Source organism: Kribbella sp. NPDC056861 (assembly GCF_040687575.1).
GTDB lineage: Bacteria > Actinomycetota > Actinomycetes > Propionibacteriales > Kribbellaceae > Kribbella.
In genome coordinates this window covers 926,574-944,119 of the sequence record NZ_JBFBNQ010000004.1, presented here as the reverse complement: position 1 = coordinate 944,119, position 17,546 = coordinate 926,574, and the positions used below count along the sequence as shown (strand labels likewise).

17 protein-coding genes are annotated in these 17,546 nt (G+C 68.3%); 9 read left to right on the top strand and 8 right to left on the bottom strand.

Annotation, left to right across the window (positions count from 1 at the left end):
- Positions 1-485: 485 nt before the first annotated feature.
- Positions 486-1,157, bottom strand: coding sequence for a FadR/GntR family transcriptional regulator (locus AB0P21_RS23990; protein WP_363699372.1), 672 nt, complete (start codon positions 1,155-1,157; stop codon positions 486-488).
- Between the two features lie 84 nt (positions 1,158-1,241).
- Here AB0P21_RS23990 and AB0P21_RS23985 point away from each other — a divergent pair, with 84 nt between their 5' ends.
- From AB0P21_RS23985 to AB0P21_RS23965, 5 genes are all read left to right on the top strand, one after another.
- Positions 1,242-1,649, top strand: a complete 408-nt coding sequence (locus AB0P21_RS23985; protein ID WP_363699371.1) for a DUF3052 domain-containing protein — start codon at positions 1,242-1,244, stop codon at positions 1,647-1,649.
- Between the two features lie 411 nt (positions 1,650-2,060).
- The gene (locus AB0P21_RS23980; RefSeq protein WP_363699370.1) at positions 2,061-5,945 is read left to right on the top strand and encodes a multifunctional oxoglutarate decarboxylase/oxoglutarate dehydrogenase thiamine pyrophosphate-binding subunit/dihydrolipoyllysine-residue succinyltransferase subunit; all 3,885 of its coding nucleotides are present in this window, start codon (positions 2,061-2,063) and stop codon (positions 5,943-5,945) included.
- A 1-nt stretch (position 5,946) separates the two neighbouring features.
- Positions 5,947-6,123 carry a DUF6104 family protein gene (locus AB0P21_RS23975; RefSeq protein ID WP_363699369.1) on the top strand — a complete coding sequence of 59 codons (177 nt, stop codon included), beginning with the start codon at positions 5,947-5,949 and terminating at the stop codon, positions 6,121-6,123.
- Positions 6,124-6,148: 25 nt separating this feature from the next.
- Complete coding sequence (locus AB0P21_RS23970; protein WP_363699368.1) at positions 6,149-6,865, top strand: AAA family ATPase; 717 nt, start codon at positions 6,149-6,151, stop codon at positions 6,863-6,865.
- Between the two features lie 89 nt (positions 6,866-6,954).
- The gene (locus AB0P21_RS23965; RefSeq protein WP_363699367.1) at positions 6,955-7,623 is read left to right on the top strand and encodes an AAA family ATPase; all 669 of its coding nucleotides are present in this window, start codon (positions 6,955-6,957) and stop codon (positions 7,621-7,623) included.
- Between the two features lie 13 nt (positions 7,624-7,636).
- Here AB0P21_RS23965 and AB0P21_RS23960 read toward each other — a convergent pair whose 3' ends face one another.
- Positions 7,637-7,990, bottom strand: a complete 354-nt coding sequence (locus tag AB0P21_RS23960) for a metalloregulator ArsR/SmtB family transcription factor (protein ID WP_363699366.1) — start codon at positions 7,988-7,990, stop codon at positions 7,637-7,639.
- A gap of 115 nt (positions 7,991-8,105) precedes the next feature.
- Here AB0P21_RS23960 and AB0P21_RS23955 point away from each other — a divergent pair, with 115 nt between their 5' ends.
- Complete coding sequence (locus tag AB0P21_RS23955) at positions 8,106-9,338, top strand: sodium:proton exchanger (protein ID WP_363699365.1); 1,233 nt, start codon at positions 8,106-8,108, stop codon at positions 9,336-9,338.
- A 7-nt stretch (positions 9,339-9,345) separates the two neighbouring features.
- Here the strand turns inward: AB0P21_RS23955 and AB0P21_RS23950 are convergent, their stop codons facing one another.
- From AB0P21_RS23950 to AB0P21_RS23925, 6 genes are all read right to left on the bottom strand, one after another.
- Entirely contained in the window at positions 9,346-9,648 is a 303-nt protein-coding gene (locus AB0P21_RS23950; protein WP_363699364.1) for a WhiB family transcriptional regulator, read from the bottom strand.
- 136 nt (positions 9,649-9,784) lie between these two features.
- Positions 9,785-11,104, bottom strand: coding sequence for an FAD-dependent oxidoreductase (locus AB0P21_RS23945; RefSeq protein ID WP_363699363.1), 1,320 nt, complete (start codon positions 11,102-11,104; stop codon positions 9,785-9,787).
- Positions 11,104-11,979, bottom strand: coding sequence for a diiron oxygenase (locus AB0P21_RS23940; protein WP_363699362.1), 876 nt, complete (start codon positions 11,977-11,979; stop codon positions 11,104-11,106). Before AB0P21_RS23940 ends, AB0P21_RS23945 begins: the two co-directional genes overlap by 1 nt.
- An 87-nt stretch (positions 11,980-12,066) precedes the next feature.
- Complete coding sequence (locus tag AB0P21_RS23935; RefSeq protein WP_363699361.1) at positions 12,067-12,588, bottom strand: GNAT family N-acetyltransferase; 522 nt, start codon at positions 12,586-12,588, stop codon at positions 12,067-12,069.
- Positions 12,589-13,557 (bottom strand): zinc-binding dehydrogenase, encoded by a 969-nt coding sequence (locus AB0P21_RS23930; protein WP_363699360.1) that lies wholly within the window; start codon positions 13,555-13,557, stop codon positions 12,589-12,591.
- Between the two features lie 28 nt (positions 13,558-13,585).
- The gene (locus AB0P21_RS23925; protein ID WP_363699359.1) at positions 13,586-14,803 is read right to left on the bottom strand and encodes an NADP-dependent malic enzyme; all 1,218 of its coding nucleotides are present in this window, start codon (positions 14,801-14,803) and stop codon (positions 13,586-13,588) included.
- A gap of 290 nt (positions 14,804-15,093) precedes the next feature.
- On the opposite strand from AB0P21_RS23925, the gene AB0P21_RS23920 reads away from it, so the two are divergent.
- Genes AB0P21_RS23920 through AB0P21_RS23910 form a run of 3 tightly spaced genes read left to right on the top strand, consistent with a single transcriptional unit; the run spans position 15,094 to position 17,521 of the window.
- Entirely contained in the window at positions 15,094-15,945 is an 852-nt protein-coding gene (locus tag AB0P21_RS23920) for an ABC transporter substrate-binding protein (protein ID WP_363699358.1), read from the top strand.
- Positions 15,942-16,766 carry an amino acid ABC transporter permease gene (locus AB0P21_RS23915; protein WP_363699357.1) on the top strand — a complete coding sequence of 275 codons (825 nt, stop codon included), beginning with the start codon at positions 15,942-15,944 and terminating at the stop codon, positions 16,764-16,766. The genes AB0P21_RS23920 and AB0P21_RS23915 overlap by 4 nt, the downstream gene beginning before the upstream one ends.
- A complete protein-coding gene (locus AB0P21_RS23910; protein WP_363699356.1) occupies positions 16,766-17,521 on the top strand; it encodes an amino acid ABC transporter ATP-binding protein in 756 nt (251 codons plus the stop codon). Before AB0P21_RS23915 ends, AB0P21_RS23910 begins: the two co-directional genes overlap by 1 nt.
- The last annotated feature ends 25 nt before the right edge of the window (positions 17,522-17,546 follow it).

Below are 17,546 nucleotides of genomic sequence, written 5' to 3'. Positions count from 1 at the left end.
AGGCTCCTGACGCAGGAAATGTGACGCCAACCAGAGTAGAAGGTGGCCCGACGTTCGTTCAACCCATTTCCCGACGGTCGCACCGTAGGCCTAGACTCGATGACCTCGTCGATGGGGAGCTTGATGAGCACATAGCTGCTGAGGGGCACGCTCGTATAGGCGTGGCGTCGATGAGCGAGGTGCTACCGATCTCGTCCTCGTTGACGTAGGTGCAGAGGACCGGATGGAAGGCGCAGTCCTCGGAGATGTCCCCCGGCCCGATCTCACCGAGGCTGGTCGTCGGTCATCTGTCCAATCATCTGCAACTACCCGACAGCTGGTTTTCATTGCCCGCTTCGCAGTCGAGCGGCACACGCTCGCCGAGGGCTTACACCTGGTGCGGGATTGGAATATCAGCTAGCCACTGCGGGCCACCTCCGGCTGCCGCAGCAACCCGGCGCCGACGGGGGCACTGTCTGTTGCTCTTGTCTGTTGCTCTTGCTTGTTCAGCGGGCTTTGCGGAGCCAGTTCTCAACGCCGGCGATATGCGCTGTCATCCACGCCCGCGCAGCATCCGTGTCGCCGATCTCGATGGCATCGAGGATCGCCGTGTGCTCCGCCAGCGTGCGTTCGACAGCCCCAGCCTGCGTCACCCCGCGCCAGATACGCGCCCGCTGCGTCGCACCTGAGATCCCGTCGAGCAGCGAGCAGACCACCGCATTCCCGCTGGCCTCAGCGATGCCTCGGTGGAAGCGGAGATCATTAGCCACCAACTCATCCACCCCAGCCTCAGCAGTCAGATCGCTGGTCAGCAACCGCAAATCGGCAAGCTGCTCGCGGCTGATCCGGACGGCCGCCAGCGCGGCGACGCCAGGCTCGAGCAACCGACGTACCTCGAAGAACTGCAGGACCGAGTCGTCCTGGTGCAGATCGACCATGAAGCTCAGCGCGTCGAGCAGGTGCGCCGAGTCGAGCGACGTCACGTAGGTGCCGTCGCCGTGCCGGACGTCGAGCACGTTGACCAGGGTGAGCGCTTTCACGGCTTCGCGCAGCGAGTTCCGCGACAGCCCCAGCCGGGCGGCGAGGTCCGCCTCCTTGGGCAACCGGTCGCCCGGGCCCAGCTCCCCCGAGGTGATCATGTCCTTGATCTTGACGATCGCCTCATCCGTCAACGCCATTCGGTCAGTATGCCGCCCGGCCCGGTCGCCGGCGGCCACATCCGGCGCTTGGCACCGCGCCGCCGAGCGTCGATGATCGGCCATATGACAACGGGGTACTCCGGGAAGCCGCTTGCCGGAAAGCTCGGGATCAAACCCGGCCTCACCGTGCTGCTCGACAACGCGCCGCCCGGGTTCGTGATCGAGGGGCTGCCGGACGACGCCAGGACGGTCACCAGGGCCGGCCGCGGAGCGCAGTACGAGGTGGTGCTCGCGTTCTGCCCCGATCGGGCCCGGCTGGCCGCCAGACTGCCGCCGTTGCTGGCGAAAACCGCGCCGGCGGGGATGATCTGGGTCGCCTGGCCGAAGCGCGCGTCCGGCGTACCGACCGATCTGGACGAGAACGGCGTCCGCGAGCTGGCCCTGCCGCTCGGGGTGGTGGACGTGAAGGTGTGTGCGATCGATGCCACCTGGTCCGGGCTCAAACTGGTCCGTCGCCTGGCCAATCGGTGAGAACTGGACTGATCCCCAGAGTGACGTTGGCCACACCCCGCTCAACAGTCGACCATCACCGCCCGCAAGACCTCGACTGCATACAGTGGCCAGACAGGCGTGCGCCGGAATCAGGAATACCCCTGGACGCCGCCTGGAAACCCACACCTGCAACGTCTCCGGCGGTTCCCCGCGCGTCAGTCCAGTTGCCGACGACGACCCGCGATCAGCCGATTGCTGGAACACCTGCCACCACAGTGTTCCAGCCCTCGATCGATCAACTTCCGCGACACCAACCACTCGATCGACTGGTCCGGTGATCCCGGGCTGCGGATCTGTTGCGGCAGCTATTAACCTTGCCTCGGGAAGTCCCTCATAACTTCTGCAGACATCCCGTGGTATCTGACCCGATCGGAAGAGGCGAACTGCCAAGTGGCCACCGAGCCATCAGAATCTGACTCCCTTGCAGCCTTCGGTGCGAACGAATGGCTGGTCGACGAGATGTACGAGAGCTACCTCAAGGATCCCAAGTCGGTGGATCCGGCCTGGAGCGCCTACTTCGAGGGCGACAGCTTCAAGCAGAACAGCCCGGGTGATGCGAAGCCGGTGACGTCCAGCCCGGCCGACGCTCCCCGACCCGACGCGGTGTCGGACAACAAGACGCCGGAGGCGCCGAGCCGCGGTACTGCGCCCGCGGCGCCGTCCTCGAGCCAGCCGGCCGCAGCGGCCGCGGCAGCTGCCCCTTCTCCGGCAGCGCCGGCCCCCGCCGCAGCGGCGAGCCCTGCTCAGCCTGCCGCGGGTCAGCCGACCGCCGCGGCACAGCAAGCCCAGCAGCCCCAGACAGCAGCTTCGACACAGAAGGCAGCGCCCGCCGCCGGCGGCGCCCCGACCGGAGGCACGGTGAACCAGCCGCCCAGCGCGCAGACCAAGCCCGCACCCGCGACCAGCACGGACGCGGCGCGGAAGATCCTGCGCGGAGCCCCAGCCCGGACCGCGCAGAACATGGAGCTCAGCCTCCAGGTGCCGACCGCGACCAGCGTGCGGCAGGTGCCGGTCAAGCTGCTGATCGACAACCGGATCGTCATCAACAACCACCTGCGCCGGGCTCGCGGTGGCAAGATCTCCTTCACCCACCTGGTCGGCTGGGCCCTGGTGAAGGCGCTCAAGACGCTGCCCGAGATGAACGCGTCGTACGACGAGACCGAGGGCAAGCCGACCCTGGTCCAGCCCGAGCACATCAACCTCGGCCTGGCCATCGACATGTCGAAGCCGGACGGCACCCGGCAGCTGCTGGTGCCGTCGATCAAGGCGACCGAGTCGATGACGTTCGCCGAGTTCTGGATGGCCTACGAGGACGTCGTCCGGCGGGCCCGCGACAACAAGCTGGCCCTGCCCGACTTCCAGGGCACCACGATCAGCCTGACCAACCCCGGCACGATCGGCACCCAGCACTCGGTACCGCGGCTGATGACCGGCCAGGGCTGCATCATCGGCGTCGGTGCGATGGACTACCCGACGGAGTACCAGGGCGCGGCCGAGGAGACGATGGCCAAGCTGGCCGTCTCCAAGGTGATGACGCTGACCTCGACGTACGACCACCGGATCATCCAGGGCGCCCAGTCGGGTGAGTTCCTGCGCCGGCTGCACCGCCTGCTGCTCGGCGACGAGGGCTTCTACGACGAGATCTTCCAGTCGCTGCGGATCCCCTACGAGCCGATCCGCTGGGCCGCCGACCTCCCGCACAGCCACGAGGAGGACATCAGCAAGCAGGCCCGGATCCTCGAGCTGATCCACGCGTACCGGGTGCGCGGCCACATCATGGCCGACACCGACCCGCTGGAGTACAAGCAGCGCAGCCACCCCGACCTGGACGTGGCCACCCACGGCCTGACCCTGTGGGACCTGGACCGCGAGTTCGCCACCGGCTCCTTCGGGGCGCAGAGCGACCGCCGGTTCCTCAAGCTGCGCGACATCCTCGGCATCCTGCGCGACTCGTACTGCCGCACCACCGGCATCGAGTACATGCACATCCAGGACCCCGAGCAGCGCAAGTGGATCCAGGAGCGGGTCGAGCGGCCGCACACCAAGCCGCCGCGCGAGGAGCAGCTCCGGATCCTGGCCAAGCTGAACGAGGCCGAGGCGTTCGAGACCTTCCTGCAGACCAAGTACGTCGGCCAGAAGCGCTTCTCGCTGGAGGGCGGCGAGACCACCATCCCGCTGCTCGACGAACTGTGCGAGGAAGCCGCCGGGGCCGGCCTCGACGAGGTCACCATCGGGATGGCGCACCGCGGCCGGCTGAACGTGCTGGCGAACATCGTCGGCAAGTCGTACGGGCAGATCTTCCGCGAGTTCGACGGCAACATCGACCCGCGCACGGTCCAGGGCTCCGGTGACGTCAAGTACCACTTGGGCGCCGAGGGCGAGTTCGTCTCCGAGTTCGGCGACAAGATCAAGGTGTCGGTGGCGGCGAACCCGTCCCACCTGGAGACCGTCGACCCGGTGCTCGAGGGCATCGTCCGGGCCAAGCAGGACATCCTCGACCAGGGCGCGGCCTTCCCGGTGCTGCCGGTCCTCGTCCACGGTGACGCGGCCTTCGCCGGCCAGGGCGTCGTGGCCGAGACGCTGAACCTGTCCCAGCTGCGCGGCTACCGCACCGGCGGCACGATCCACGTGATCGTCAACAACCAGGTCGGCTTCACCACCTCGCCGGCCTCGTCGCGCTCGTCGATGTACTGCACCGACGTCGCGCGGATGGTCCAGGCGCCGATCTTCCACGTCAACGGCGACGACCCCGAGGCCTGCATCCGGGTCGCGGACCTGGCCTTCGAGTACCGCCAGGCGTTCAACAAGGACGTCGTCATCGACCTGGTCTGCTACCGCCGCCGCGGTCACAACGAGGGCGACGACCCGAGCTTCACCCAGCCGCTGATGTACGACCTGATCGAGCAGAAGCGCTCGGTCCGCAAGCTCTACACCGAGGCCCTGATCGGCCGTGGCGACATCACGGTCGAAGAGGCCGAGCAGGCGATGCGCGACTTCCAGCAGCGGCTGGAGCGGGTCTTCGTCGAGGTCCGCGAGGCGAAGAGCCAGCCGGACACCCCGGCGCCGTACGTCACCGTCCCGGTCTACCCCGACAAGCCGGAGGGCCCGGACGCGACCGCGACCACGCCGGAGGTGCTGAAGAAGATCGCCGACGCGTACACCACGCTGCCGGAGGGCTTCACCGCGCACCCGAAGGTGATGCCGCAGCTGCAGCGCCGGGCCGGCGCGATCACGCAGGGCCCGGTCGACTGGGCCAGCGCGGAGATCACCGCCTTCGGTTCGCTGCTGCTGGCCGGGCGTCCGGTCCGGCTCGCGGGCCAGGACAGCCGGCGGGGCACGTTCGTCCAGCGGTTCGCAGCGGTGATCGACCGGGTGAACGGCCAGGACTACGTCCCGCTGCAGAACCTGGACGAGAACCAGGCGAACTTCTACGTCTACGACTCGCTGCTCAGCGAGTACGCCGCGCTCGGCTTCGAGTACGGGTACTCCGTGGCGCGGCCGGACGCGCTGGTGCTCTGGGAGGCGCAGTTCGGCGACTTCGTGAACGGCGCCCAGTCGATCATCGACGAGTACATCTCGGCCGGTGAGGCGAAGTGGGGCCAGAAGTCCGGGGTCGTGCTGCTGCTGCCGCACGGCTACGAAGGTCAGGGCCCGGACCACTCGTCCGCCCGGATCGAGCGCTTCATGGCGCTGTGCGCGGAGAACGCGATGACGGTGGCGCAGCCGTCGACGCCCGCGTCGTACTTCCACCTGCTGCGGCGGCACACGCTGCAGGAGGAGCACAACCCGCTGATCGTCTTCACGCCGAAGCAGCTGCTCCGGTTGAAGGCAGCGGTGTCGCAGCCGGAGGAGCTGACCAGCGGTACCTTCCGCCCGGTGATCGGCGACACGGAGGCCGAGCAGAACCCGGCCACCGTCGAGCGGGTGATCCTGTCCTCGGGCCGGATCATCTACGACCTGCTGGCCGAGCGGAAGAAGGCCGAGCCGGACAAGCTCAGCACCGCCGTACTGCGGATCGAGCAGCTCTACCCGCTGCCGGCCGAGGAGATCAAGGCCGAGCTGGCGAAGTACCCGAACCTGCAGGAGATCCGCTGGGTGCAGGACGAGCCGGCCAACCAGGGTCCGTGGCCGTTCATGGCGCTCAACCTGACCGAGCACCTGGCCGGCAAGCCGTTCTACCGGGTCTCCCGGCCGGCCATGTCGGCCACCTCGGTCGGCTCGCACAGCGTGCACGTCGCCGAGAACGCGACGCTGATGAAGCAGGCCTTCAGCTGACGTGTACTTCACCGACAGAGGGATTGAGGAGCTCGAGGGCCGGCGGGGCGAGGAAGAAGTCCCGTTGGCCTGGGTCGCCGAGCGGCTGCGCGAGTTCGTCGACCTGAACCCCGAGTTCGAGACCCCGATCGAGCGCTTCGCCACCTGGCTGGCGCGCCTGGACGATGACGACGACTAACCCCGCCGTCCTCTAGTTTGAGCAGATGCCCTTCGCCGTTCACCCCGTACGCCGGGTTGCCGCGGCGGAGGGCATCAGCGTTTCGGACGCTTGGCCGCACACCATCCCGGCGGTGCGGCAGCTGCTGACCGACGGGCTGGACCTCGGCCCGGGCGTCACCTTCCTGGTCGGCGAGAACGGCGCGGGCAAGTCGACCCTGGTCGAGGCGATCGCGGTCGCGTTCGGGATGTCCCCCGAGGGCGGCTCGACCGGCGCACGCCTGACCACGCGGGCGACGGAGTCCCCGCTGTCGAGCGAGATCCGGCTGACTCGGGGGGCCGGGTCCCCTCGGTGGGGATTCTTCCTCCGCGCGGAGACCATGCACGGGTACTACACGTATCTGGAGCAGAACCCCGGTGGACGCGATCCCAACTTCCACGAGTTGAGCCATGGCGAGGGCTTCCTCGAAGTACTGCGCAGCCGATTCGACAGCCCCGGGCTCTACTGCCTGGACGAGCCCGAGTCGGCGTTGTCCTTCTCCTCCAGCCTCGCCCTCGTCGGCGTCCTCAACGAACTGGCCGGCGGTGGTGCGCAGGTCCTCTGCGCGACCCACTCCCCCGTGGTCTGCTCACTCCCCGGTGCCAGGATCCTCGAGGTGGGCGCCTGGGGTATCCGCGAGTCCACCTGGACCGACCTCGAACTCGTCCAGAACTGGCGCGCCTACCTGGATGCACCCGAGAGGTACCTGCGGCACATCCTCTAGTCCGTTGTGGTCTAGCTTGAGTAGATGCCCTTCGCCGTTCACCCAGTACGCCGGGTTGCCGCGGCGGAGGGCATCAGCGTTTCTGACGCTTGGCCGCACACCATCCCCGCGGTCCGGCAACTGCTGACGACGGGCTGGACCTCGACCCGGGCGTCACCTTCCTGGTCGGCGAGAACGGCGCGGGCAAGTCGACCCTGGTCGAGGCGATCGCCGTCGCCTATGGGATGTCGCCGGAAGGCGGCTCGACCGGCGCCCGGTTGACCACGCGGGTGACCGAGTCGCCGCTGTACGAGGAGATCCACCTGACGCGCGGCACCGGTGCAGCCAGGGCCGGGTACTTCCTCCGCGCGGAGACCATGCACGGCTTCTACACGTATCTGGAGGACAACCCACGGACGAGCGGTCCGCAGGACCTGCCGTTCCACCGGATGAGTCACGGCGAGAGCTTCCTCAGCCTGATCGGCGACCGCTTCACCCGTCGCGGCTTCTACTGCCTCGACGAGCCCGAGTCCGCGCTGTCCTTCTCGTCCAGCCTGGCCGTGGTCGGTGTGCTCGAGCAGCTGGCCGACTCCGGGTCGCAGGTGCTCTGCGCGACCCACTCCCCCGTCATCTCGGCGTTGCCTGGCGCGACGATTCTTGAGGTCGGCGAGTGGGGCATCCGTGAGTCGACGTGGGACGACCTGCAGCTCGTGCAGAACTGGCGTGCCTACCTGGAGACGCCGGAGCGCTACCTGCGGCACATCACGAGCAGCGAGTGATACGCAGTACGGGCTAGTCGGTGTGCGGCGGGCGACGGCGCAGCGGTGGGTCCGGGGCCAGCGAGCCGTCGGGGGCGATGTGCTCGAAGATCTGGTCGACCATGTTGAGCACGTGCGGGTCGTCGACGGTGTAGATGTGCCGGCGGCCTTCGCGGCGGGCGGTGATGATGCCGGCCAGCCGCAGCTTGCCGAGATGCTGGCTGGCGGTCGCGATGCTGACCCCGACCCGCTCGGCCAGCGTGCCCACGTCGTACTCGCCCTGCGCGGCCAGCGAGACCAGGTGCAGCCGGACGGGCGCCGAGAGCATCGCGAAGGTGCTGGCGGCGGCGTCGAGCTGCGCTCGCGTCGGTTCCGGAGGTGTCGTCATTGCGCAGTCATTGTGACCGCTGCGGAGCCTGCAGGGAACGCGGCACCCCGTGGGTGAGGACGGTCTCATACTTGCGCAATTGCGAAAGTATCGAAACGGTGGGATTATTGACCATGTGATCAGAGCCCTGCGCCCCGTCCTCCTGCTGCTTCTCGCAGCGGTTCCGGCCGTTGCTCTGCGGCTGAGCGGCGCGCATCCGTCGGCCCTGGTGTCGATCGTTGTCTTCGGGCTCGGCGTGGTCGCGGCGTCGTTCGTGCTGGCCTGGGCGGCCGAGGCCGCGGAGGTCGACATCTCGGGCGGCCTGGCGATCGCGCTGCTCGCGGTGATCGCGGTGCTGCCGGAGTACGCGGTGGATCTGTACTTCGCCCACACGGCCGGCAGCCAACCGGAGTACGTCGCGTACGCCGCCGCCAACATGACCGGCTCCAACCGGCTGCTGCTCGGCCTCGGCTGGTCCAGCGTCGTCCTGATCAGCCTGTACGTCGCCAGCAAGCGCAGCGGCCGCACGATCAAGGCCCTGGTGCTCGACTCGGGCTACCGGCGCGAGCTCGGCTTCCTGGCGGTCGCCAGCATCGTCGCCTTCGTCATCCCGATCACCGGTCAGATCCACCTGCTGCTGGGGATCGCATTGCTGGCCTTCTTCGCCTACTACCTCTGGCGCGCCGCTGCCTCGGAGCACGACGAGGAGCCTGACCTGGTCGGGCCGGCCGCGCGGATCGGCGGGCTGGACAAGGTTCAGCGGCGGATCACGGTCGTCTCGATGTTCCTGGTCGCGGCCGCGATCATCCTGCTGTCGGCCGAGCCGTTCGCGGACTCGCTGGTCGAGGGTGGGCACGCGCTGGGCATCGACCAGTTCCTGCTGGTGCAGTGGCTGGCTCCACTGGCCTCCGAGGCGCCCGAGTTCATCGTGGCGATCCTGTTCGCCTGGCGCGGCAAGGGCGGCGCCGCTCTCGGCCTGCTGATCTCCGCGAAGGTGAACCAGTGGACCCTGCTGATCGGCAGCCTCCCGATCGCCTACGGCATCGGCGGCGGCCCTGCCGCGCTGCCGCTGGACGGGCGCCAGGTCGAGGAGTTCCTGCTGACCGCTACCCAGACCCTGCTGGGCCTGGCGGTGCTGCTGAGCCTGCGCTTCCCGCGCTGGGCCGCCTGGACGCTGCTGGGGCTGTTCGCCGTGCAGTTCGTAGTACCGGGGCAGACGGGGCGGTACATCCTGTCTGGCATCTACCTGGTGCTGGCGATCGCAGCGGTGATCCACAACCGCCAGTACGTCGTTGCCACCCTGACGTCACCGTTCCGCCGCACCCCGAAGGTTGCAGCGGAACAGGAGCGAGAGTTGGTCGGGGTCTGAGCCGCAGCTAGCTGGCTTGCTGCTGCTCTTCGACCATCGGGGTCGGGCGGCGCCGCTCCTGCGGACCGGGGCGGCCGCGGCGACGGCCGGAGAGGAACTTCTCCCCCGCGGCGGTGCCGGTGAACTTGGTCCGGCGGGCCCACTCACGGCATTCGTCGATCACCGGGCACGAGGTCAGGCAGATCGCCTGCGCCTTGCGCTGCTCCCAGGCACTCGCGGTCTCGTCGTACGACGGCGCCTGGCCGATGCACGCGGCACGCATCATCCAGCGGTCGGCGGGGTCGGCGATCACCGTCAAGGTCGGCCTCATGGGCACTCCTGCTCACGTCATCGATCGGGCGGATCGAACCCGAGGGGGTTTCCCGCGGTACGACCAGCGTGCGCCAGCCTCGTTGCCCCGGTGCGACGGCAATGTTTCAGCCATGAAACGTCACAGCGGGCTTGTGTCACATCGGTGCCGCTGTCAGCGCCTCTCGGGGCGCCGCGGTGAGGAGCGTCCGCACGGTCTCGGCGGCGCAGGCCTTGTTGGCGCCGATGCCGCCTTGCGCTCCGCGTTTGATCCAGCCGGTGACGTAGTGGCCGGGGCGGTCGAGTACTGCGCCGCGGTCGTTCGGCACGATGCCTCGCAGGTCGTCGAACGGCAGGCCGGGGACTGGTTGCCCGACGAAGCCGATCGCGGTGAAGAGATTGCCGGCTGAGATCGTCTGACCGTCGACAGAGAGTCCGACTGCCGGATCCCACGCTGTAGGCGAGGTGTTGAAGCGGAAGACGATCCGTCGTCCAGGGCGAGGCGGGGAGCTGAGTTCTTCGGCATCGAACACGACTTCGACATTTTCCAGGGTGTGGAGATCGCGGAGGGCGGAGGCGGAGTACGCCGCTGCATCGCGGCCGCGGCGGGCGATGATTACCACCTCGGTGATTCCGCTGGTCGCCAACGTGTCGCGGACCGCGGGCGGGAGGTCGAGGGTGGCCAGGCGTTGGGTGTCGCTGACGAGCAGCCGGGCCAGGTCGAGGGCGACGTTGCCGTTGCCGACGATCACCGCGCGGGGGCCGACGAGCTGGACCGGGAGCTGGGTCGCGCCGGGGCGACCGTTGTACCAGGCAACTATGTCGGCGGCTGTGCAGCTGCGGTCGGAGTCCTCGCCGGGGATGCCGAGGCGGCGGGAGCGGAAGGAGCCGACGGCGTGCACGACCGCGTCGTACCGGGTTTCGAGGTCTGCTGTGATCGCCTCGGTGCCGGGTCGCCAGTTCACGCGGGGATGCGAGAGCACTCGCTCGAAGGTGGCGACGATCTGCTTGGTCAGCGGGTGATCGGGCGCGACGCCGAAGCGGGCGAGGCCGCCGACGACCGGCAGGCGGTCGTAGACCGTCACCTCGGCCGTACTGCGCAGCAACAACTCCCGAGCCGCATACATCCCCGCCGGTCCGGCGCCGACGACTGCGACGCGGCGAGGGCCGCCCGTCCAGGGCGAGAAAGTCGGCGGCACCCAACTGCCCAGATCAAGAGCATCGAGTGCAGGAGCCGACGCATAGTGCGCCCGATTCAACTCCACCTCGACCGGCGTCGCCTGATCGGCAGGCTTGGCAGCGCCCACCGGGCAGATATCAGCGCACGCGCCACAGTCGATACAAGTGCGCGGATCGATGAACAACCCATCCGTCGTACCGAACCCCGGCTCCCCCGGCGATGGATGGATGCTGTTCATCGGGCAGACCGCCACGCAACTCGCGTCGGAGCAGCAGTCCCCCGCGATCACATACGTCATCAGCGCAGTCCGGTCCGCCGATAGACCCGCGTCGCAGCGGGCGTCAGCAGCCCGACCTCGCCGAGGAAGTCCATCAGGTTGGCGCAGCTCGACCGAAGCAGCGCGCGGTGATGCTCGTTGTGCCGTGCCTCCCGCACCGCCCGGTCGGCGTCGAGCCCGGCATTCGCGTAGACCGCCCGGGTCACCATGCTGCTCACGATCATGTCGGCGGCCAGCGCGATCACCAGTGCACTCACCCAGCGCCGCGGACCACTCGCGCCGATCAGCCGCTGCCGGGTCTCCTCGCGGGCGAACACCATGTGCCGCGACTCCTCGACGACGTGGATGTGGTTCACCGTCCGGACCAGCGGCTCGACCCGGCGGTCGCGCATCCAGTCCCGCTGCATCACGTCGAGCACCTCCTCGGCGACCAGGATCGCGGCGTACGCCGATTCGCCGGTGGCCACGGTCTTGAACGCCCGGCCCAGTTCGCGGGCGAGCGGCCGCGGCCGGTACTCCACGTCGACCAGCCGGCCGGTCGCCCGGGCGAACATGATCGAGTGCCGGCACTCGTCGGCGATCTCGGTCAGCGACCACTGGAACTCCGCGCCGGCCGGATTCAAGGCATAGACATCGCGGAGGATCAACTGCTGAAGGATGAGCTCGAACCAGATCCCGGTGGAGGCGACCGAGGCGGCCTCGTGCCTGGTCAGCTCCCGGCGCTGGACTTCGGTCAGCTCTTCCCAGTAAGCCGTGCCGTAGAGGGTGCTCCATTCGGGGCTCAGTCCGTAGCCGTCACCGAGCGGGGCGTCCCAGTCGATCTCCGTCTCCGGATCCCGGGACAACCGGGCCGAGGAGTCGAGCAGCCGTTGTGCGGTCTCGTCCGTGCCGTGCATGGAGAACCTCCCGCTCAGATACAACAGTCTCTATGTAACATAGATCGTGTATCAAAGCAGGGCAACCCCTGTCCGGCTACCGGGCGGCTACCCCACCGCTTCCTGGGCCGGCCGCACCATCCTGATCTCCGGTACGCCGAAGAACGGCTCGTCGATCGGGGCGCCGTCCTCGACGAAGCCGTACCGGCGGTAGAAGGCCTTCGCCCGCTCGTTCCCGGCCAGCACCCACAGGCTGGCCGCCTCCTTGCCGATGGCAACATCCATCAACCGGTGCGCCAGGCCGCTGCCCCACCACTTCGCCCGGACGTAGATCGCGTAGAGCTCCAGCGGCGTCGGCGCGTCCTCGTCCCGGGTCGGCCCGGGTGAGGCGAACCCGATCACCTGATCCTGGACCGGCGCCGCGGGATCCGGGTTGATCGCGACCCAGCGCAGTACGCCCTCTTCGAGCCGGCTCGTCCAGCGCTCGATCCGGAGGTCGAGGTCAGCGGTTCGCTCGGCCAGCCGGTCAGGATCCAGCAGTTCGGCGTACGCCTCCTGCCAGCACTTCAGTTGGCACCAGGCACCGGCCTCGGCGTCCGCGACCTCGGCCCGGCGAATCTCGATCTCCATTCAGACAGTCAAGACGATCTTCCCGAACACGTCACCCGAGTTCAGCTTCGCGAACGCGTCCCGCGCGTCGGCGAGCGCGAAGGTGCTGTCGAGGTGCGGCTTGATGCCGGCGTTCGCCATGAACCGGACCAGCTGGGCAAGCTCCGCGCGGGTGCCCATCGTCGAGCCTTGCACCCGCAGTTGCAGGAAGAAGATCCGGTTCAGCTCCGCGGACTTCGGCGCCTGGCCGCTGGTCGCGCCGGAGATCACCACGGTGCCGCCCTGCTTGAGCGACTTCAGCGAGTGCGACCAGGTCGCCTGCCCGACGGTCTCCATCACGGCATCCACCCGCTCCGGCAGCCGCGCGCCAGACTCAAATGCTTCGTGCGCGCCGATCTCCACGGCCTTGGCCCGCTTGCCCTCATCGCGACTCGTCGCCCAAACGCGCAACCCGGCCGCACGAGCGAGCGTGATCAGCGAAGTTGCAACCCCACCACCCGCGCCCTGCACGAGCACGGTGTCGCCAGGCTTGAGCTCCGACTGCGTGAACAACATCCGGTACGCCGTCAGCCACGCGGTCGGCAGACACGCAGCCTCCTCGAAGCTCAACCCAGCAGGCATCGGTACGACGTTCTGCGCCGGTACCGCGATCTTCTCGGCCAGCGTCCCCTGATACCGCTCACTCAGCAGCGACCGCTTGGGGTCGAGCGTCTCGTCACCCTTCCACCCAGGATCCGAGATGACCGCGTGCACGACCACCTCGTTGCCGTCCGGGTCGAGCCCGGCCGCGTCGCAGCCGAGGATCATCGGCAGGTTCTGCTCCGGCAGCCCGACCCCCTTCAACGACCACAGGTCGTGATGGTTCAGCGCGGTCGCCTTGACGTCGACGGTCACCCACCCGTCCGGCGCCACCGGCTCAGGCCGCTCCCCCACCTCCAACGCGGAGACCGGATCGTCCGGAGCAAACCTGGCGGCGTACGCAGCAAGCATGGTCATCACCCTAGAACTAGTTGGCCACTCAGTCGCGGGCTACGCCGTCGGCCCGTGCCGCCGCGGCGACTGCGGCGGCGACTGCCGGCGCGACTCGGGCATCGAACGGTGACGGGATGATGTAGTCCGGGCGCAGGTCCTCGGCCGGGATCAGTGCGGCGAGCGCTTCGGCGGCGGCCAGCTTCATGCCCTCGGTGATCCGGCTGGCGTTCACGTCGAACGCGCCGCGGAAGATACCCGGGAACGCGAGCACGTTGTTGAGCTGGTTCGGGAAGTCGGAGCGGCCGGTGGCGACCACGGCGGCGTGCCGGTGGGCGATGTCGGGGTGGACCTCGGGGTTCGGGTTGGCGAGGGCGAAGATCATCGCGCCCGGCGCCATCCGCGCGACGACCTCCTCCGGCACCGTGCCGCCGGAGACACCGAGGAAGACGTCGGCGCCGTCCAGCGCATCGACCAGCCGGCCGGAGAGGCCGCCGCTGTTGGTGTCCTTGGCCAGCGACAGCTTGACCGGGTTCAGGTCCGCGCGGTCCTCGTGAAGCACGCCCTTGCTGTCCACCACCGCCAGGTCGCCGACGCCCGCCTGCAACAGGATCCGGGCGCAAGCGACACCGGCGGCACCAGCGCCGGAGATCACGACGCGAATGTCCTCGATCGACTTGCCCGTCACGCGCAACGCGTTGCGCAACGCGGCCAGCACGACGACCGCCGTACCGTGCTGGTCGTCGTGGAAGACCGGGATGTCCAGGCGTTCCTTCAGCCGGCGCTCGATCTCGAAGCAGCGCGGCGCGGAGATGTCCTCCAGGTTGATGCCGCCGAAGCTCGGCGCCATCCGGACCACGGTCTCGACGAACTCGTCCACGTCGGTGCAGTCCAGCGCGATCGGCACCGAGTCGACGCCGCCGAACTCCTTGAACAGCAGGGCTTTGCCCTCCATCACCGGCAGCGACGCGGCCGGCCCGATGTCACCGAGCCCCAGTACTGCGGTGCCGTCGGTGACGACCGCGACCACGTTGGACCGCCAGGTGTACTTGCGGGCCAGCGACGGGTCCTCGGCGATCGCAGTACAGACGCGGGCGACACCAGGGGTGTAGGCCAGCGAGAGCTCGTCGGCGGTGCTCACCTGGACCGTCGACGTCACCTCGATCTTGCCGCCGAGGTGCAGCTCGAAGACCGGGTCACCGGCGTACGGATCGGCGGACTGATCGGCACCGTGACCGGCAGTGGACGGAACGACTTCGGCAACCATGAAAAGGGACCCTTTACGTCGGAGTGCAGGCAGAGTTACGGAGAGTGGGCGTTCGGTGGGGGTGCGTCGAACGGCGCCGTTGCCAGGGGGTCACCCGTGGCTACGAGTAAACCACGGCCCGCACTGGTCTGGTCTGTGAGGGCCGCCACTCCGGCACCGCCCGGTGACGATCGAGTCTCGTCCGGGGTTACCAGCCGCCAGCCGCCTCCCTGCTGTGTCAGGATGCCAAGAATCCGGCCCGGGCACCGCCTGGACCGGCGTTCCGGATCCACTGTCGAGGAGTCATAGCGATGAACATCGTCCCCACCCTCCGCAAGAGTCGCCGCACGATCGCCGTAGCCTCGGTCGCCGTGCTCGCACTCGCGTTGTCAGCTTGTGGCAGCGACGATTCGGGCAGCGGCGGAGGAGGCGAGGACAAGGCCAAGGCGGCCGGCATCACGCTGGTCAAGCCGGGTCAGCTGACCGTCTGCACGCACCTGTCGTACAAGCCGTTCGAGTACAAGGACGGCACCAAGGTGATCGGCTTCGACGTCGACTTGCTGGACCTGCTGGCCAACGACCTCGGCCTGAAGCAGGAAGTGGTCAGCATCGAGTGGGCCCAGGTCACCTCCGGTGCGGCGTACCAGGCGAAGAAGTGCGACATGGGCATGGGCGCGATGACGATCAACCCGGCCCGCAAGGCCGCGATCGGGATCACCGACCCGTACATGGACGCCACCCAGGTGCTGCTGGTCAAGAAGGGCGCCCCCTACAAGACGCTCGAGGACCTGAAGGGCAAGAAGGTCGGCGTCCAGGCCGACACCACCGGCAAGGACTACGCCACCGAGGCCTCCAAGAAGATCGGCTTCGAGGTGGTCGTCTTCAACGACCTCGCGCTGCAGACCAACAACGTCAAGTCCGGCCGGGTCGATGCCGCGGTCAACGACAACGGCGCGCTGTTCTCCTTCGTCAAGGACAACCCCGACACCGAGGTGACCGCCGAGTTCGACACCGGCGAGCAGTACGGTTTCGCGGCCAAGAAGGACGACGAGTCGGCCACCAAGCTGATCACCCGGTTCAACGAACTGCTGGCCGAGGCGAAGACCAGCGGCAAGTACAACGAGATCTTCAAGAAGTGGTTCGGGGTTGAGCCGAAGAAGTGACCTCCACCGAGACTGTCCCTGAGCCGCGGCGGGGCCTGAGTCCGCGGCAGCGGGCCAGGCGGTCCCGCGGCATCCAGTACGCCGTCCTGATCGTGATCGTCCTGGTGGCCGCCTTCACGGCCGACTGGGGCCAGATCATCGACGTCTTCTTCAGCCCGAAGTTCATCAAGGAGTCGTTCGTCTCCGGACTGCCCGGCGCCTTCCTGAAGACGCTGGAGTACACCGCCGGCGCGTTCGTGATCGGCCTGATCGGCGGCACCGTGCTGGCCCTGATGCGGCTCAGCCAGGTGGCGCCGTACCGCTGGCTGGCCACGGCGTACATCGAGTTCTTCCGTGGCCTGCCGGCCATCGTGGTGTTCGTCGCGTTCAGCCTGCTGCCGCTGGCGTTCGAGGACCTGGTCATCCCGTTCGACCCGTACGGCACGGTCTGGCTGGCGCTCGGGATCGTCGCCGCGGCCTACATGGCCGAGGTGATCCGGGCCGGCATTCAGGCGGTACCGCGAGGCCAGATCGAGGCTGCCCGTTCACTCGGGATGCCGGTCGGCCTGGCGACCCGGAAGATCGTGCTGCCACAGGCGTTCCGGATCGTGCTGCCGCCGCTGGCCAACGACCTGATCCTGCTGGTCAAGGACTCGTCGCTGGTCTTCATCATCGGCACCACGGCGGCGGCGTACGAGCTGACCGGCTTCGGCCGCGACCTGGCCAACACGGCGTCGAACCTGACGCCGCTGGTCACCGCCGGGTTCTGCTATCTGATCATCACCCTGCCACTGGGCCTGCTGGTCCGCTGGCTGGAAGCCAAGGCTGCGAGGGCGAACTGATGGCGGCACTGGTAGAGATCAAGAACCTGCACAAGTCGTTCGGCAGCAACCACGTCCTGCGCGGCATCGACTTCACCGTCGAGCAGGGCGAGGTGGTCTGCGTGATCGGGCCGTCCGGCTCGGGCAAGTCGACGCTGCTGCGGTGCGTGAACCTGCTCGAAGTACCGGAGCAGGGTCAGGTGCTGGTCAGCGGCGAGGACATCACCGACCCGGACTGCCACCTGGACGCCGCCCGGGCCCGGATCGGCATGGTGTTTCAGCAGTTCAACCTGTTCCCGCACCTGTCCGTACTGGCGAACTGCACCGTGGCGCAGCAGACCGTACTGCGTCGCAGCGCGGCCGAGTCGGCCAAGGTCGCACTGGGCAACCTGGACCGGGTCGGCCTGACCGAGAAGGTGAACGCCTACCCGATGCAGTTGTCCGGTGGGCAGCAGCAGCGGGTGGCGATCGCCCGGGCGCTGTCGATGGACCCGGCGCTGATGCTCTTCGACGAGCCCACGTCGGCCCTCGACCCGGAGTTGGTCGGCGACGTCCTGACGGTGATGCGCAAGCTCGCCCTGGACGGGATGACGATGCTCGTGGTCACCCACGAGATGGCCTTCGCCCGGGAGGTGGCCGACCGGGTCGTCTTCATGGACGGCGGCGTGATCGTCGAGCAGGGCCCGCCGGCCGAGGTGATCGGCAACCCGCAGCAGGAGCGCACCCGCACCTTCCTGCGCCGGGTGCTCGATCCGACCCACGTCGAGGACGCCTGAGTCCGATCCGCAGCAGGTCCGGAGG

What these genes read in the sequence shown, in the direction of transcription:
- AB0P21_RS23990 (WP_363699372.1), bottom strand. Translation starts at nt 1,157, where the DNA reads ATGGCGTTGACGGATGAGGCGATCGTCAAGATCAAGGACATGATCACC.
- AB0P21_RS23985 (WP_363699371.1), top strand. Translation starts at nt 1,242, where the DNA reads ATGACAACGGGGTACTCCGGGAAGCCGCTTGCCGGAAAGCTCGGGATC.
- AB0P21_RS23970 (WP_363699368.1), top strand. Translation starts at nt 6,149, where the DNA reads ATGCCCTTCGCCGTTCACCCCGTACGCCGGGTTGCCGCGGCGGAGGGC.
- AB0P21_RS23960 (WP_363699366.1), bottom strand. Translation starts at nt 7,990, where the DNA reads ATGACGACACCTCCGGAACCGACGCGAGCGCAGCTCGACGCCGCCGCC.
- AB0P21_RS23950 (WP_363699364.1), bottom strand. Translation starts at nt 9,648, where the DNA reads ATGAGGCCGACCTTGACGGTGATCGCCGACCCCGCCGACCGCTGGATG.
- AB0P21_RS23945 (WP_363699363.1), bottom strand. Translation starts at nt 11,104, where the DNA reads ATGACGTATGTGATCGCGGGGGACTGCTGCTCCGACGCGAGTTGCGTG.
- AB0P21_RS23940 (WP_363699362.1), bottom strand. Translation starts at nt 11,979, where the DNA reads ATGCACGGCACGGACGAGACCGCACAACGGCTGCTCGACTCCTCGGCC.
- AB0P21_RS23935 (WP_363699361.1), bottom strand. Translation starts at nt 12,588, where the DNA reads ATGGAGATCGAGATTCGCCGGGCCGAGGTCGCGGACGCCGAGGCCGGT.
- AB0P21_RS23930 (WP_363699360.1), bottom strand. Translation starts at nt 13,557, where the DNA reads ATGCTTGCTGCGTACGCCGCCAGGTTTGCTCCGGACGATCCGGTCTCC.
- AB0P21_RS23925 (WP_363699359.1), bottom strand. Translation starts at nt 14,803, where the DNA reads ATGGTTGCCGAAGTCGTTCCGTCCACTGCCGGTCACGGTGCCGATCAG.
- AB0P21_RS23920 (WP_363699358.1), top strand. Translation starts at nt 15,094, where the DNA reads ATGAACATCGTCCCCACCCTCCGCAAGAGTCGCCGCACGATCGCCGTA.
- AB0P21_RS23910 (WP_363699356.1), top strand. Translation starts at nt 16,766, where the DNA reads ATGGCGGCACTGGTAGAGATCAAGAACCTGCACAAGTCGTTCGGCAGC.